The organism is Stenotrophomonas sp. NLF4-10 (assembly GCF_022359915.1).
Taxonomy (GTDB): Bacteria; Pseudomonadota; Gammaproteobacteria; order Xanthomonadales; family Xanthomonadaceae; genus Stenotrophomonas; species Stenotrophomonas daejeonensis.
Genome location: NZ_JAKSEE010000003.1, coordinates 584,436 through 598,925, shown reverse-complemented (window position 1 = coordinate 598,925; position 14,490 = coordinate 584,436). Strand labels below are relative to the sequence as shown.

The 14,490-nt window shown below is 60.2% G+C and carries 17 protein-coding genes and 2 pseudogenes; 2 read left to right on the top strand and 17 right to left on the bottom strand.

The genetic code is table 11. From position 1 onward, the window contains the following. The first annotated feature begins 81 nt into the window (after positions 1–81). The gene (locus tag MIC98_RS02765; protein WP_239735304.1) at positions 82–1,047 is read left to right on the top strand and encodes a LysR family transcriptional regulator; all 966 of its coding nucleotides are present in this window, start codon (positions 82–84) and stop codon (positions 1,045–1,047) included. Here MIC98_RS02765 and MIC98_RS02760 read toward each other — a convergent pair. The 17 genes and pseudogenes from MIC98_RS02760 to MIC98_RS02680 all read right to left on the bottom strand — a co-directional run bounded on the left by MIC98_RS02760 (position 1,032) and on the right by MIC98_RS02680 (position 13,377). After that, positions 1,032–2,711 (bottom strand): electron transfer flavoprotein-ubiquinone oxidoreductase, encoded by a 1,680-nt coding sequence (locus MIC98_RS02760; protein ID WP_239735302.1) that lies wholly within the window; start codon positions 2,709–2,711, stop codon positions 1,032–1,034. The genes MIC98_RS02765 and MIC98_RS02760 overlap by 16 nt on opposite strands. A 321-nt stretch (positions 2,712–3,032) precedes the next feature. Then, entirely contained in the window at positions 3,033–3,602 is a 570-nt protein-coding gene (locus tag MIC98_RS02755; protein ID WP_239735299.1) for a DinB family protein, read from the bottom strand. Positions 3,603–3,628: 26 nt separating this feature from the next. Continuing rightward, positions 3,629–3,883, bottom strand: a complete 255-nt coding sequence (locus MIC98_RS02750) for a hypothetical protein (RefSeq protein WP_239735297.1) — start codon at positions 3,881–3,883, stop codon at positions 3,629–3,631. 73 nt (positions 3,884–3,956) lie between these two features. Continuing rightward, positions 3,957–4,169 carry a hypothetical protein gene (locus tag MIC98_RS02745; protein ID WP_239735288.1) on the bottom strand — a complete coding sequence of 71 codons (213 nt, stop codon included), beginning with the start codon at positions 4,167–4,169 and terminating at the stop codon, positions 3,957–3,959. A gap of 85 nt (positions 4,170–4,254) precedes the next feature. Then, entirely contained in the window at positions 4,255–4,605 is a 351-nt protein-coding gene (locus MIC98_RS02740) for a VOC family protein (RefSeq protein ID WP_239735286.1), read from the bottom strand. Between the two features lie 81 nt (positions 4,606–4,686). Next, entirely contained in the window at positions 4,687–5,220 is a 534-nt protein-coding gene (locus tag MIC98_RS02735) for a hypothetical protein (RefSeq protein ID WP_239735279.1), read from the bottom strand. Between the two features lie 173 nt (positions 5,221–5,393). After that, positions 5,394–5,675 carry a hypothetical protein gene (locus MIC98_RS02730; protein ID WP_239735278.1) on the bottom strand — a complete coding sequence of 94 codons (282 nt, stop codon included), beginning with the start codon at positions 5,673–5,675 and terminating at the stop codon, positions 5,394–5,396. Positions 5,676–5,772: 97 nt separating this feature from the next. Continuing rightward, positions 5,773–6,159 (bottom strand): hypothetical protein, encoded by a 387-nt coding sequence (locus MIC98_RS02725; RefSeq protein ID WP_239735276.1) that lies wholly within the window; start codon positions 6,157–6,159, stop codon positions 5,773–5,775. A gap of 76 nt (positions 6,160–6,235) precedes the next feature. Next, a complete protein-coding gene (locus tag MIC98_RS02720) occupies positions 6,236–6,727 on the bottom strand; it encodes a hypothetical protein (protein WP_239735274.1) in 492 nt (163 codons plus the stop codon). 402 nt (positions 6,728–7,129) lie between these two features. Continuing rightward, a complete protein-coding gene (locus tag MIC98_RS02715) occupies positions 7,130–7,765 on the bottom strand; it encodes a hypothetical protein (protein ID WP_239735272.1) in 636 nt (211 codons plus the stop codon). Positions 7,766–7,832: 67 nt separating this feature from the next. Beyond that, positions 7,833–8,024: pseudogene (locus tag MIC98_RS02710) on the bottom strand (antibiotic biosynthesis monooxygenase); the annotation flags it as partial. A gap of 6 nt (positions 8,025–8,030) precedes the next feature. Further along, positions 8,031–9,187 (bottom strand): IS3 family transposase gene (locus MIC98_RS02705; RefSeq protein WP_239734866.1). Its coding sequence is split into 2 segments (ribosomal slippage): positions 8,031–8,947 and positions 8,947–9,187, totalling 1,158 coding nucleotides; the frame shifts between segments, so codons are not numbered across the junction. Next, a complete protein-coding gene (locus MIC98_RS02700; protein ID WP_239735270.1) occupies positions 9,115–10,515 on the bottom strand; it encodes a hypothetical protein in 1,401 nt (466 codons plus the stop codon). The genes MIC98_RS02705 and MIC98_RS02700 overlap by 73 nt, the downstream gene beginning before the upstream one ends. Before the next feature lie 13 nt (positions 10,516–10,528). After that, entirely contained in the window at positions 10,529–11,347 is an 819-nt protein-coding gene (locus tag MIC98_RS02695) for a TIGR02391 family protein (protein WP_198497791.1), read from the bottom strand. A gap of 21 nt (positions 11,348–11,368) precedes the next feature. Further along, a complete protein-coding gene (locus MIC98_RS02690) occupies positions 11,369–11,671 on the bottom strand; it encodes a DNA-binding transcriptional regulator (protein WP_124084165.1) in 303 nt (100 codons plus the stop codon). After that, positions 11,655–12,038: a type II toxin-antitoxin system RelE/ParE family toxin gene (locus MIC98_RS02685; protein ID WP_198497792.1), complete on the bottom strand. Its 384-nt coding sequence runs from the start codon at positions 12,036–12,038 to the stop codon at positions 11,655–11,657. Before MIC98_RS02685 ends, MIC98_RS02690 begins: the two co-directional genes overlap by 17 nt. A 139-nt stretch (positions 12,039–12,177) precedes the next feature. Further along, complete coding sequence (locus MIC98_RS02680; RefSeq protein WP_198497793.1) at positions 12,178–13,377, bottom strand: site-specific integrase; 1,200 nt, start codon at positions 13,375–13,377, stop codon at positions 12,178–12,180. Positions 13,378–13,553: 176 nt separating this feature from the next. On the opposite strand from MIC98_RS02680, the pseudogene MIC98_RS02675 reads away from it, so the two are divergent. Further along, positions 13,554–14,452, top strand: a pseudogene (locus tag MIC98_RS02675) (IS3 family transposase); the annotation flags it as partial. Positions 14,453–14,490 lie beyond the last annotated feature (38 nt).

Sequence of the window (14,490 nt, the reverse complement as noted above, 5' to 3'; positions counted from 1 at the left end):
GGCAGTATGGGTTCTGTCCCATCGGGAGAGAATCAGCTGGATTCGATGAACACTTGACACCACGGGTGTTAGATTGCCGGTATGGACCGGATCACCAGCATGCGCGTGTTCGTGCGTGCCGCCACCGATGGCAGCCTCTCGGCGGCCGCGCGCCACCTCGGCATGTCGCCGGCGATGGCGACCAAGCACGTCAATGCGCTGGAGGCGCGGCTGGGGGTGAAGCTGTTCCACCGCAGCACCCGGCGGCTGGCGCTGACCGAGGCCGGCAACGACTACCTGGAAGCCTGCCGGCGGATCCTGCCGGAGATCGACGAGGCCGATGCCGCGGCCGCCTCGCGGCGGGTCAAGGCCAGTGGCCTGCTGCGGATGAACGTGCCGCTGTCGTTCGGCCATTGCTTCGTCGCGCCGCTGATGCCGGCCTTCAGCCAGCGCCACCCGGAAGTGACGGTGGAGCTGGGCCTGAGCGATGCCGGGCTCGACCTCGTCGCCGGCAACTGGGACCTGGCCATCCGCATCGGCCGTCTCGCCGACAGCCCGCTGCAGGCGCGCAAGCTGGGCGACAGCCCGATGCGGGTCTGCGCCTCGCCCGGCTACCTGGACCGGCGCGGGGTGCCGCGGCGCGTGGCCGAGCTGATCCAGCACAACTGCCTGGGCTACACGCTTTCGGGCACGCAGGGCCGGGACAGCTGGCGCTTTGGCGCCAGTGGTGAGTTGCGCGTGCCGGTCGGCGGCAACCTGCTGGCCAACAATGGCGATGCGCTGGTGGCGGCCGCGGTGCGCGACCAGGGCATCATCTACCAGCCCGAGTTCATCGTCCGCGCCGCGCTGGCCCGTGGCGAACTGGTAATGCTGGAACTGGACAAACCGCCGGTGGAGCTGGGCGGCATCCACGTGCTGTACCCGCCGGACCGGCGTCCGCCGGCCAAGGTGCGGGTGATGATCGATCATCTGGTCGAAGCCTTCGCGGCCACATCGGAAGGCGGCGCGGCACACTCCAGCGGCAGCAATGCCACCGCCGGTGCGCGTGGCGATCACATCGCCGGATAATTCGGCCCGCCACCCCCCTGCGGCGTCACCCACACGATGTTCTGGGTGGGGTCCTTGATGTCGCAGGTCTTGCAGTGCACGCAGTTCTGCGCGTTGATCTGCAGGCGGGTGTCGCTGCCTTCGCCGACGAACTCGTAGACACCTGCCGGGCAGTAGCGCGCCTCCGGGCCGGCATATTCGGGCAGGTTGATCCGCACCGGTACGCTCGGGTCCTTCAGCGTGAGATGGCTGGGCTGGTCCTCTTCATGGTTGGTCGAGGACAGGAACACCGAGCTGAGCCGATCGAAGCTCAGCACGCCATCAGGCTTGGGATAGTCGATTCTGGCGTGCTCGCTCGCCGGTTCCAGGCATTCGTGGTCGGCCTTGCTGTGGTGGAGGGTCCACGGCGGGTTGCGGATGCCCAGCTTCGGCAGCAGCCATTGCTCGATGCCGGTCATCAGCGTGGCGATCTTGCTGCCCTTCTTGAACCACTGCTTGAAGTTCTTCGACTGCAGCAGCTCGGCCTTGAGCCAGCTGTTCTCGAATGCCTGCGGGTATGCGCCCAGCTCGTCGCGCTGGCGGCCGGCGGCCAGCGCGTCGAACGCGGCCTCGGCGGCCAGCATGCCGGTCTTGATCGCGGCGTGGCTGCCCTTGATCCGCGAGGCATTGAGGTAGCCGGCCTCGCAGCCGACCAGCGCGCCGCCCGGGAACACGGTCCTGGGCAGCGACAGGATGCCGCCGGCGGTGATGGCACGCGCGCCATAGGCGATGCGCTTGCCGCCCTCCAGGTGCCTGCGGATCGCCGGATGGGTCTTGAAGCGCTGGAACTCCTCGAACGGACTCAGCCACGGGTTGCTGTAGTCCAGCCCGACGACGAAGCCGATGGCGACCTTGCCGCCTTCGGCGTGGTACAGGAACGAGCCGCCGTAGGTGTCGCTGTCCAGCGGCCAGCCGGAGGTATGCACCACCAGCCCCGGCTCGTGCCTGGCCGGGTCGATCTGCCACAGCTCCTTGATGCCGATGCCGTAGGCCTGCGGGTCCTTGCCCTCATCCAGCTTGTAGCGTTCGATCAGCTGGCGGCCGAGGTGGCCGCGCGAGCCCTCGGCGAAGATGGTGTACTTGGCGTGCAGCTCCATGCCGCGCTCGAAATTCGGGCCCGGGGTGCCATCCTTGTGGATGCCCATGTCGCCGGTGGCCACGCCCATCACCGCGCCGTTGTCGTCGTACAGCACCTCGGCGGCGGCGAAGCCCGGGAAGATCGCCACCTCCAGCGCCTCGGCCTGCTGCGCCAGCCAGCGGGTCACTTCGCCGAGGCTGACGATGAAGTTGCCCTTGTTGTGGAAGCAGCCGGGCAGCAGGACATTCGGGGTGCTCCTGGCGCCGGTTTCGCTCAGGAACAGGAATTCGTCGCGGGTGACGGCCTGCTTCAATGGCGCGCCGCGCTCGGCCCAGTCCGGGAACAGTTCGCCGAGCGCGCGTGGGTCCATGATCGCGCCGGACAGGATGTGCGCACCCGGCTCGGAGCCTTTCTCCAGCACGCACACCGACAGCTCCTGCCCCTTCTCCACGGCCAGCTGGCGCAGGCGGATGGCGGTGGCCAGCCCGGCCGGGCCGGCGCCGACGATCACCACGTCGAACTCCATCGCCTCGCGCGGCGGAAGGGTGGGGGTGGTTTCTGTGTTCATGCGAAGACTCTTGGCTAGGGGCCGGTGACGGCCTGGCGGCAGCTGGAAGCCGCCATTTTCACCGACCCTGCCGCGATCTTCCAATTCCGGGGCCGCCGGCCGCGTGCGCGCAGGTGCCGGCGCAGTCGGCAAGGGGCGGCTGGCGGTGTGCGTGGCCGAGCTGCCAAGCCGCGAGCCCGGCAGGGGAGGCAATCGTCGGCTTGGCCAGGCGATGCCCTGTACGCGGGCCAGGCCGCACCGGTACCGGCTTGGATGAACTGCCGGGTGCGAGGCCCGGCGCATGGATCAAGCGGCCCCGTGAAGCGGCGCCGGCTTGAACCGTCAGGCCTCACGGGGGATTACGGCAAGCAAGTCCGTAATTCCGATGTCCACGCCTGCTTGAAACAGCAGCGTGCTGGCCTGCCCCCGGTGATGTGTCTGGTGGTTGAAGAAGTGCTGGACCAGGTGGCCGAAGTTCCTGGAAAAGGATTGCCCAGCCATGTTGTGGTACACCAGCGTGGATGCCATTTGCTCCGAAGCAAGGGTTTCAGACCAGTCCAGGATCACCATGTCCAGCCTTTCCCGGTAGTGCTGCAGATCGCGCAGAGAACCGGCCAGTTCTTGCCGCAGCGAATCCGGACGAGGGAATGCCGCCAGACTCTCCCGCAATCCCGATGCATCGGGGTGTTGCGAGAACCTGTGCAGCCAGATGGTATCGGCGACAGCGATGTGGTTGAGGGTCTGCAATATTGATCCGAAGAATGCTCCACGGTCTCTTGCAAGCTCTTCCCCGAGAGGTTGCGCGCAGCCTCGTACATCCGCTCGTTCATCCAGCGGTTGTACCTTGCCATCAATGCTGCGGCTGTAAATGTCATCTGGATTGGGCCTGGTGCCTGGAATAAGCCACGCCACGAAGCGGCATCGGCCTGAATGAATTGTCAGGCCACAACAAAGCCGGCCCGGGCAAGCTTGTCAGTGAGCTGACTGAGCGTCATGTCGTACTCCCAGTACATGACGCGATCGTGGGACGACGTGACCAGCAAATATTTCTCGGTGGCGGACTGGATGCGGCTCAACGAGATGAGTTTCTCGACGAACTCCTGGTCATCGTGCTCTTCAACGATCTCGATATTGTCATCAGTGTACCCGTGGATGGTAAGGCCATTGCGAACACGTAGAGAGATGAATTTCACCATATCCTTCCTGTTGTGGTGCCAGTACTTGAATTAGGCAGGGTCGCGAAGCTGCGTCGGCTTGAACGAATCGTTAGGCCGCAGTGGTTGGCGGCGAACCGGAACCTGGCTTCTTGATGCGCTTGACGTTACGCAGAAAGAAGTAAATGCCAATACCGCAGATGAGCAGCTTTACGACCAGCGGAGTGGCAAAGCCGTTTGCTTGGAAAAACAAGAATGATTCAATTGCATAGAAGCCAGCAACGATGAGGCCGGCGATGGCAAAAAGGACTGCTGTAAAGTTCATCGTGGTTCCTTGTGCGGCCTAACGCCTGAATTAAGCCGCGCCGCGAAGCGGCGTCGGCTTGAATGAATTGTTAGGGCGCACTCGGCTACTCATGCTGAAGAATATTGACTAGCTTGCCGAGCGGGTCTTTGACATAGAACCGGCGAACGCCCCACGGCTCATTGGTAGGGCCGTACTCCAAAGGAATCTTGGCTTTCTTGACACGGCGTAATGCTTCATCAAGATCGTCTACCTCAATGGATAGATCGGGTACTGGCGTATCGGAGCCACCTTCGCTTGCGAAGCTGACCTGTACCGCCATTTTGGCGGAGCCAGCATATGTGCGAATCCAGCCATGATCCATGACAAGCTCAAGGCCAAGAATAGCCCGATAGAAGTCATCCACCGCAGATGGTTCGGACGTGGAAATATTGGCGATAATTCGTTTGACTTTCATATGGGTTCCAGGAGTGCTGGTTGTGCGCCCTAACGCCTGAATTAAGCCGCGCCGCGAGGCGGCGTCGGCTTGAATGAATTGTTAGACGCTTATATTCCGCTGCTTGAGCTGGCGGGCGTAAGCGAAAGCGTCGTCTAGTTTGTCAAAGTGAATTTCGCCGACGGCATAATATCGACCGTTGTAGATAATTCCCTCTTGTGCCATCTGCTCTGCATGGGGATGTTTAATTGTCGATGGATCTATCAGCAAATCTCTACATGCGGAGATAACCCAAATGGTGTATGCGCCGATAATTGTTCCTATTGGAAATGCGAGTAGTGAGATGAGGCTGACTATCATTAACCCGGTCATGCCCTTTTCGCCCGCAAGCAATTTTCTCCCGCCTGAAAGTTGGGTTACTGAGAAAATAAGTTGCAGTGATCCCAGTACAAGCAGCAATAAGCCTAGTGTCCTGACCCAACTGCCGGAAGTATCTCCTGCTGTTAAATCTTTTAGACTACCTCCGGACGCAATAAATAATATAAAAATCGATATGCCGGCGAGTATGGACAATCCAATGCCAATCCAGCCAAAAATAATATTAACCTGGGCTGCTAATTTTATGTGATTTTGCATATAAAAATTCCATTATTAGTTGATGTGTTTTTGTGGTTATTCAATACATTTTTTGGCTGTGCAGTCGAATAAGCTTAATTGAAGCATGCTTACCGGGAGACGATCTTCCAGCGTCTAACACCTGAGTTAAGCCGCGCCGCGAAGCGGCGTCGGCTTGGACGAATTGTTAGGTGTCACAGCCAGGAATGCACCATGGCCGATACCGCCAGCGTAAAACCCACTACGCCGAGCACAAGTAGCAGAGTGCGACCCCGCCCAAGGGCGTTCGCTACTCCCAGGCGGTTCGCCGCAAAGTGCGCGCCGCCCATGAGCAGCAGGCCGACCCCATTGACCAGCTTCCACGGATCGGTGAAGTGCCCGTAAGCCCAGTCCACAAGGTGCAGAGCACCGAAACCGAGCAGCATTAGCGGAACGACACGGTTCAGCACGGTTTCGCGGCGAATATTGGACTGCATGTGCTTTGAACTCTCCATGTGACACCTAACGCCTGAATTAAGCCGCGCCGCGAAGCGGCGTCGGCTTGAATGAATTGTTAGACGTGCTGCAAGCGGCCTACGTTTGTTTATAGCATTTTTCAAGTTTTCCCCATAAGCGCATAAGCGCTTCATATGCAGCGCCTTGTCCACCTGGCTTATGCCGATACAGTTCTTCAAGGAAATACGGGCTGGTGAGTGATCCGAGTAGCAGTATCGTTCCCGTTGGTTTTTCTGGAGGGCGTGAGTTCTGATACTTAACGTACCTCCTTGCGTCATGGAGGGCGCTAGCCATGTCATATAACTCTTTTGACTTGGCGATGTTCCCACGCGAAGTCTCGATTTCGCCTTGCAGGCTAAGAAGCGAATAGACATCGCTCAGCACGGCTTCATCGTTGTTGCGCCTAAAGAAGTAGTAGGCCACTCCCGCCGCAATAATGACCGGCCAAGTAATTAGATTATCCATGAACTCCCCTGCACGTCTAACGCCTTGAATTAAGCCGCGCCGCGGAGCGGCGTCGGCTTGAATGAATTGTTAGCGATCAAACCCAGCCAAGCCACTTAACTGCGCCCGCAGCTACGACAGTGGCGGCTATGCCTCCCAACCAAGCTAGCGCTTTCATGGAAGGCTCCCATTTGCCTGCTTTGAAACCTGGATGGCCCCTAATGAAGTCATGCGTGAGGTCAATGCCTACCTCCGCAATGTCCTGAGGCTGGTAGCCACCGCCGACGCTCAAGAAAAATATGCCTGAATCTGGATCATTGAGGCTGTCGATGTGCTCCCGATCCTTGCGATTGATTTCGTCGCGCTCTGTCTGGTCAGGACGGTCAGTGCGGATGATCTGAATAGAACGAAGGTCGCTCGGGGATATCAGGTCGTTGCCGGAGAAGAATGCCACGCCTTTCTCGTATGGCTGGATGAAGCGCCTCTTTAGCTCGTCCACGCTGAGATCAGCGAACAGTACTCGCGGCTTGTCCCCGGAACCTACTTTGGCGATGACGTGATGAAAGGGCATGATCTTGAGCGCTAACACCTGAGTTAAGCCGCGCCGCGAAGCGGCGTCGGCTTGGACGAATTGTTAGGCGCGTGCCTAGACACTAGCGATCACGGCAGCACGCTGCCGTTCGTACTCTTCCTGCGTAATGTGGCCGGCTCTCAACAGTGCGGCGAGCTCGGCAAGCCTGACCTCTGTGTTGCTCATCGGAGGGATGCGCGGCTGTACCGCTTGGCGATTGCTACCCCGGCTGGCGCGAACGATAAGCCAGATGATCCCGGCGACGATGAGGGCAGGCACCCCTACCATCACGAGAACGATGAGCCAGTGCCACAAGCTGAAACTTCCCACGCTTCTTCTCCCAAACGGCGACTAACAGCGGTCAGCGCCTAACGCCTGAATTAAGCCGCGCCGCGAAGCGGCGTCGGCTTGAATGAATTGTTAGATTGCGGCTGCATGAAATCCCACGGCAAGGAAGGTCAGGAACGAGATCGCTTGCAGGAAAGCAAAAGTGCCCTGCATCGTGAGGCTTTTGATACGTGAAATGTGGCCAACCTGCGGGTTGTTGCCATGCTTTTTGAGATAGCGCATGGCTGTCCAGCGAATCCACCAAGGCATTGGAGCAAGGAACTCTTTGAGGACGCGGTCCATCCGGATGCCGGATTCAAGTGTAATGCCCCAGGCCGATGCGCTCTCTTGGATTTTATCCTCTTCTTCTTCGTGTTTGGCCAGATGCTCGCCGAACGTCTTTTCAACGGCTTTACCTGTCTCCATGGCCATTTTGTGGCGCAGCGCAAAAACCTTTGAGAGTAAGCCGAATAGGCATGAAACACAAAGGGCGGCGCCAACCGAGCGAAACCCCGGATCGCCAAGTATGGGAACTAGTTTGTCTGCGTTGCCTAGAAGAAAAGATGCAACCGCGGCAGTGCCTACTAGGAGCCACGTTGTGAAGGTTTCAATCGGCTCGCTGGCTCTCGATGTTGCCGAGAGCATTGATGAAACAATTGCGTTCTCCGCGTTCTCGCGCGCAAGTCGATTCCATTCGAGTAGGGGCTCAATGCGCGGATCATGTGTCATAGCAATCTAACGCCGGAATTAAGCCGCGCCGCGAAGCGGCGTCGGCTTGAATGAATTGTTAGGCTTGCTAGCCAGGTAGCTTTGCCGCAAGTACATCAACGTTCTCGATGGACGGGGGCTCGGAGAACAACTCACCTGCCTTTGCCATCAACGCGGCTGCGACCTTGCCGGAGAGATGGGCCTGCCGACCCGCTTCATCCGGGAAAGCATCAAAGATTCCGAAAGTGCTTGGTCCAAGGCGAATGCCAAACCACGCAGTGGGGTTCTACCCCGAAATCACGGACGGTTGTGAAAGAGCTTGGAACTCCCGATCGCGCCTGGCGACTCTTCGCCGCATCCTCGGGTTATGGAACCGCTCGACGTATTCGAACACATCAGTCTTCGCTGCATCGAGTGTCAGGTACTTCGTGCGGTAGATCCGCTCGCGCTTGAGCACGCCGAAAAACCCTTCGCAGGCCGCGTTGTCGCCGCAGTGTCCCACCGCGCTCATCGAACAGACCAGGCCGTTTCTCGACAGATACCGCTGGTAGTCGCCGCTTCGGAATTGACTGCCGCGATCGGAATGCAGGATCACCGGCTCCGCGCCTTGCCGCTGCCATACCGCCATCTGCACCGCCCGGATCACCATGTGCCGGTCCTGCCTGTGGTGCATCGACCAACCCACCACGCGCTGGTCGAACAAATCCAGCACGATGCATAGATACAGCTTGCCTTGTCCTGTTTTGATCTCAGTGATGTCGGTGACCCATTTGGTCTCCGGCTCCAGTGCGGTGAAGTCCCGCTCCAGCAGGTTGCGCACGCCCGGAGGCGTGAGCGCCGGCCGTCCGCGCTGACCGCGCCGCTTCGGGCGCGGCCAGCCCTGCAAACCCTCGGCCGCCATCAGTCGCGCCACGCGGTTCAAGCTGGCCGACTCGCCCTGATCGACCAGGTCTTCGTGCATGCGACCGGCGCCGAGAGTGCCACGGCTGTCCTCGTGCATCTCGCGGATTCGCGCGGCCAGGCGCTGGTTGTCGCGCTGTCGGGCGCTGGGCAGTCGCTGGCTCCAGTCGTAGTAACCGCTGGCCGACACCTTCAGGCAGCGGCACATCAGTCGAACCGGAAACGCGTCGCGGCAACGTTCGATCACCTGATACCTCAGGATGATCCCTTGGCAAAGAACGTCGCCGCTTCTCGCAAAAAATCCCGTTCCTTCCTCACCCGGGCCAGCTCGCGCTTGAGGCGGGCCAGCTCTTCGTCCCGGGGCGTCCCGCTGCCGCCGAAAGCCACCACCCCCTGGCTCTGGGCTTCCCGCTTCCAGCGGGTCAACAGGGTGTCGCGGATCCCCAACTCCCGAGCCACTTGGGCACAGCTCACACCCGGCTGGCTGGCCTGCTCAATAGCACCGCGCTTGAACTCGGCGCTGAACTTCCTTCGCTTCGACATGAACACTCCTCAGGCCTCGATCGGCCTTCTCGTAAGTGTCCGTGAAAACGGGGGTGAACCCTTTCCACATGATTGCGGTGCAGATCTGAAACCACCGCGATCAACCTGTTGATCGGCTCTGCCAGCCGCTTCGGCAATACACGGTGCTGGGTATGGGTTTTCAGATCGGCAATCCAGCGGTGTGCCACCCACACGTCCTCTTCGGGGTGGTTGTTGTCCACGCCGTTGCAATACTTGTAGCCAACGAGCGCATCCGTGTGCGACAGCAGGATGCGCGCCATCGTCATGTGGAAGCGATGGGCCTGGAGGTCCGCCGGACTTCTGGGGCGCGGCAGGGTCAGCCGAAGGCATCGCTGGGCGTTGAACTCACTCCAGTCAGGGCCAACGACCTGCCCCGCGCGTTCAAGCATCTTGCGCGACTGCTCGTTCTTGCCGTTGACCAGTGCAACGGCGACCGTACCCTTCGAGTACTCCAGCTTTTCGGCGAGCAGGTTCATCCAGCGCACCAACTTGTTCAGGGTCTGATCGTCGGCGAACACAAGGAACTGATGGCGTTGCTCGTCATCCAGAAACGCTGGCAATTGCGCGTAGAGGGGGTACAACAGATCGTGAATATAGATGTAGGTCTGCCGGCGTCCTTGCTCGTGGCTCCGCGTGGTTGCGGTTAGTACCCGCTGTGCCCAGTCGGGCGTAAGTTCGTCCAGCATCATTTCGGTGATGTCGATGGAAATCAGCGGAAATCCGAGCGACTTCCCGATTAGTGCCTTGCGCCCGTCGAAGGCGTGGCCGAGTTCGATTTCAACGCCACCCAGTACCATCGGCTCGGCTTGAACCGGTGGCCCAAGCACGGCAACGTCGAGCCGGAATTTGCTGCCGAATGGCGTTTCCAGAGGATGCTCAGTTGCCACTTGGTCGGCACCCAGCAACAAGTTGCCTTCCAACGGATAGTCCGACGCATCCGCATCCTTGAACGCCCAGGGCATCGCAAGCCCGGCACTCAAGCGCCGGGAGAGCTCGGCCGCGACAAGTTCTTTTGCCCGCCGGTGTTCGGGACTTTCCTGGACAGCGCGCCACCGACTGGCTTCTTCATCGTTAAAGTGCGCTTTGGGATTAAAGGCGTGCTGGGTCGGAAGCACACGGAAATGGGATCGCCGGCGCAGTTTCCCACTTTCAACGGAAGGGCTAACCCATGTCACCATCTGCCGCGATGCGCCGGGAGACACTAGAGGCCAAAGCTTGCGTGCATGCTCCCGGCTGCGAACGTCGCGCGCGGCGATCGTGGTCTGGAAAATTCCTTGTCGAGAGAAGACAACGATCGCCTCGTCCATTCCTGTCTTGCCCCTATTGCGATGCGGCAGCGAATTTCGTGGTGCCATCCAGCTTGCGGTGAATCAGCGATACCAGCGTCAGGATGTCCAGCGCGTCCTGTTCGGACATGGGCCAATTCGTCTTGGGTGCATGGGCCAGCGGATTGCGCACAGCACCAAACAGTCCGATCAGCAGGTTGGCAAAGCCTTTCTGCTCGCTTTTTTCGGACTCGGTGGCGAGTGGTCCCAAAGCGAGAACAGGCTGCTGGCCCGCGAATGCTTTGTTCACCAGATCCGCGCCATCGCTGTTCAGGCCTGATAGCAGGCGAATCCGTTCTGCAACGCCTTTCGTTGCCTCAAACACGGCATGGAAGTAGTTTTCGTCCAGTAACTCAGCGCGGCAGTAGCTCAGCACTTGCGTATGAACGACGCGGCTTTCCAGTGCGGCCTTGAGTCGTCCTGCACGGGCGCGCGCGGCATCGAGCGTCGTGGCCTTGTCGGCATGCCCGACCTTGCCGTCTTCGCGCACGTAGAAACCAGAGAAGGCCAGAACGACATTGAGTTCGTTGCGCCGCCAGGAAAACGTCGCAGGGTCGCGGGCGTAGTTCACCGGATTCATCGCGCGATTGATGAACATGATGAGATGGTTCCCGATCTGGTGCCGGTTCTGCGCGCCAGCCAGCGCATTGAACAACCGCTTCCATTTGGTGATGCCGGGCGATGTGTCAGCAACCTCGATTTCTTGCAGCAAGCGCTCGATCTGCGTTCCGCTCAGACCCCGCTCGGTATCTGCAAGCACACGGCAAGCGGCTTCAAGATGTTGCGAGCTGAAAGGGTCGATGCGCGTCGCCAAACCTGCCTCCCTCGGTGGGCATCAAATGATGGCCTGCAAGCCCTTGTCGGCAATGATGTTCAGCAGTTTGAGTGCCGGGCCAGTGGGATGGGTTTCGCCTTGCTCCCACTTGCGCACGGTCGATGCCGACGTATGCAGATGGAGCGCAAACACCGGCTGGCTGAACTTCAAGCCTTCGCGCAAGCGCTTGATGTCGGCAGCGCCGAACTCCCGCACCGGAGGCGGACAAATCGCGTCGAACTCGCGCATCGTCACCTTACTGATCGCGCCCGCTTCATGGAGCGCCGCTAGGTCTCCGCGCAGCGATTCAATGATCTTGCTCACAATGCACCTCCAATAAAACACCCGACTGCAACGCCTTCGACAAGGCTTCGGCAGGCAGCTCCAATAACACCTTGCCGGCGAATTGCAGCGCCTTCTTCTCGTCCTGCGTGATGTTCGCCTTGTCGCTCTTGGGGAACCCATGCAAGAACACATAGCGGCTGCCAATCTTGGCCGACAGCAACGTGCGATAGCCGCCGCTCTTGCCACCACCAGGGCGGGCTACCCGCTTCTTGTAGAGGAAGCCGCCCAAGTCCGCGTCGATCAGGCCGCTTTCCATCTCCTGAACCGCCTTGCACAAGGCGGCATCGGGCAGCTTCTCGCCCGACTGCCACCGCGCAAAGTCCTTGCGCTTGAGGATGCGCGTCATATCGACCTCCAAACTATACCCGTAACGGGCATATTTTTCAAGATGGCGTGGTGTGGCCGCTCCACAAGGGGCGGCACACCCGATTGTCGTGACAGCGACACGACAGTCGGGGCTGGCAAGGCGGGAGCATGGTTGCCGGTCACGCTGTTGCCTCCGCAGCGTGGGATACGCCTGTGATCGCCTTGCGCCGGTTCGCCACCAACTCGGCGGCCTCCCGCACGGGCTTGTCTTCGGTGTGGACGTAGCGCATGAACATCGCCACGGTCTTGTGCGCCGTCAGAGCCATACCGACCTTCACCGGGATGCCGGAATTGGCAATGTCCGTCGCCGAGCGGTGACGGATGCCGTGCGTACCCACATGCGTCACGCCAGCGGCTTTGAGAGTGCGGCTCCAACCGTTGTAATACTCCCCGTCGGTCAAATGCCGATCAGGGTGACGCGGAGACGGTAATACATGGGGCGTCGTAGCATTGCGAGCCGCCGTCGAAAGAAGCCGATAGGCTTCTTCGCTCATGGGCTTGGACATACCGCCAGTCTTGCTGTCAGGCCACACCACCCGCCGGTTTTCCAGATCAATCCAATCCCATTGGAGTGAGACGATCTCAGAAAGGCGAGCGGCAAACTCGAATTGCAGCCGGATGGCCAACGGGATCACAGCATGCTCCAGGCCTTCCACCTCCAACTGGCCGAGGTAGCGAAACAACTTGCCCATCTCCTCGTCGCTGATGAGGTGAGTCGCCTTGCCGTTGGGGTACATAGGCACATGGCGGCATGGGTTGGTGCCGTCAGGGCGATAGCCCCATACCTCGGCCAAGTTGAACATCTTGCGCATCACGCTGAACGTGCGGTTCGCATCAGCGGGCTTGTGCGCCATCTTCTTCATCATTGAAGCCACGTCAGGCCGCTTCAGATCCTGCACTTTCATGCGACCAAGCATTGGGATGATGTTGCGATCAATGACGCTCTGGTAGCCTTCCTGCGTGCTCGGCTTGTTGCGCTGGCTGGAGTAGTCCTCCATGAATTTGATGCACAGTTCCTTGACCGTGGGTGCCTGACGCGCTGCGGCCTTCTCTGCAGCAGGGTCGCCACCTCGGCGCACTTGCGCCAGCCACTCCTGCGCCAGCGACCGAGCCTGTTCGACGGTCAGTTCCCCGTACAGACCCAGGGCAGGTTTGCGCCGCTCTCCGGCGTTCGTGCGGTACTGGAGCATGAATACCTTGCGGCCTGCCGGGGTGATCTTGCACAGGAAGCCAGGAACCAGGGTATCGCGCAGTTCGACTGGCTGCGCCTGGGCTTGTGCCGCATCGACTGCGGATTTGGTGAGTTTGATTTTCGCCATGATGACTCCTCGGAAGACCCGGTTTCCAGGAGCCTGTTGGGAGCCAAGCGGGTGGAAGCCGGGTCAAGTTTCAGAAAGCACCGGCATATGATGAACTCTCCTAAGTTATTGATAAACCTGATGTATCTTGCTGTGGCGTAGTCCAGCGAAGTTCGGTGCTGGAGTCATGGTGAAATAAAAAAAGCCGCCGCGTACTTTGCTAGGGGGTAAGGGCGAAGTACGCGTTCATGCGTGCGCACATCGGCGAGTTCAGGCTGGTGGCGATGTGCCGGGTGCTCGGCGTGCACCGGAGCGGCTACTACGCCTGGGTTCGGCAATAGGCCAGCCTGCGTGAGCGTGAGAATCAACGGTTGCTTGGGTTGATCAAGCACTCCTGGCTGGCCAGCGGAGGCGTGTACGGCCACCGCAAGATCACGCTGGACCTGCGCGAAGCGGGCGAGACCTGCAGCCGCCACCGCGTGCAGCGGCTGATGAAGGTCGAGGGCCTGCGTGCGCAGGTTGGTTACGGCAGCAAGCCCCGCCATCGCGGTGGCCCGGTGGGCATGGTCGACAACGTGCTCGCGAGTTCGCCCCCGACGCCCCCAGCAAGGTCTGGGTCACCGACATCACCTACATCCGGACCTACGAGGGCTGGTTGTTCCTCGCAGCGGTCATGGACCTGTACTCGCGGCAGATCGTGGGCTGGGCCACGGCGCCGACGATGACCAGCGACCTGGTGTTGCAGGCGCTGGTCGCAGCCGCCTGGCGACGCAAGCCGGGTCCCGGCGTCATGGTTCATTCCGACCAGGGCAGCCAGTTCACCAGCAGCGATTGGCAATCGTTCCTCAAGGTGCACCGGATGGTGCCCAGCATGAGCCGTCGCGGAAACTGCCACGACAATGCGGTAGCCGAAAGCTTCTTCAGCGTCCTGAAGAAGGAGCGGATCAAGCGGCGAATCTATCCGACCCGGGCCGCCGCAACCTCGGACGTGTTCGACTACATCGAGATGTTATACAACCCGGTGCGTCGCCATGGTTCCGCCGGCGACGTCTCACCGGTAGAGTTCGAAAGGCGCTACGCGCAAAGCGGCCGATGAGTGTCTATGAAACCTTGGGCGGTCCAAACAGCGCGTCC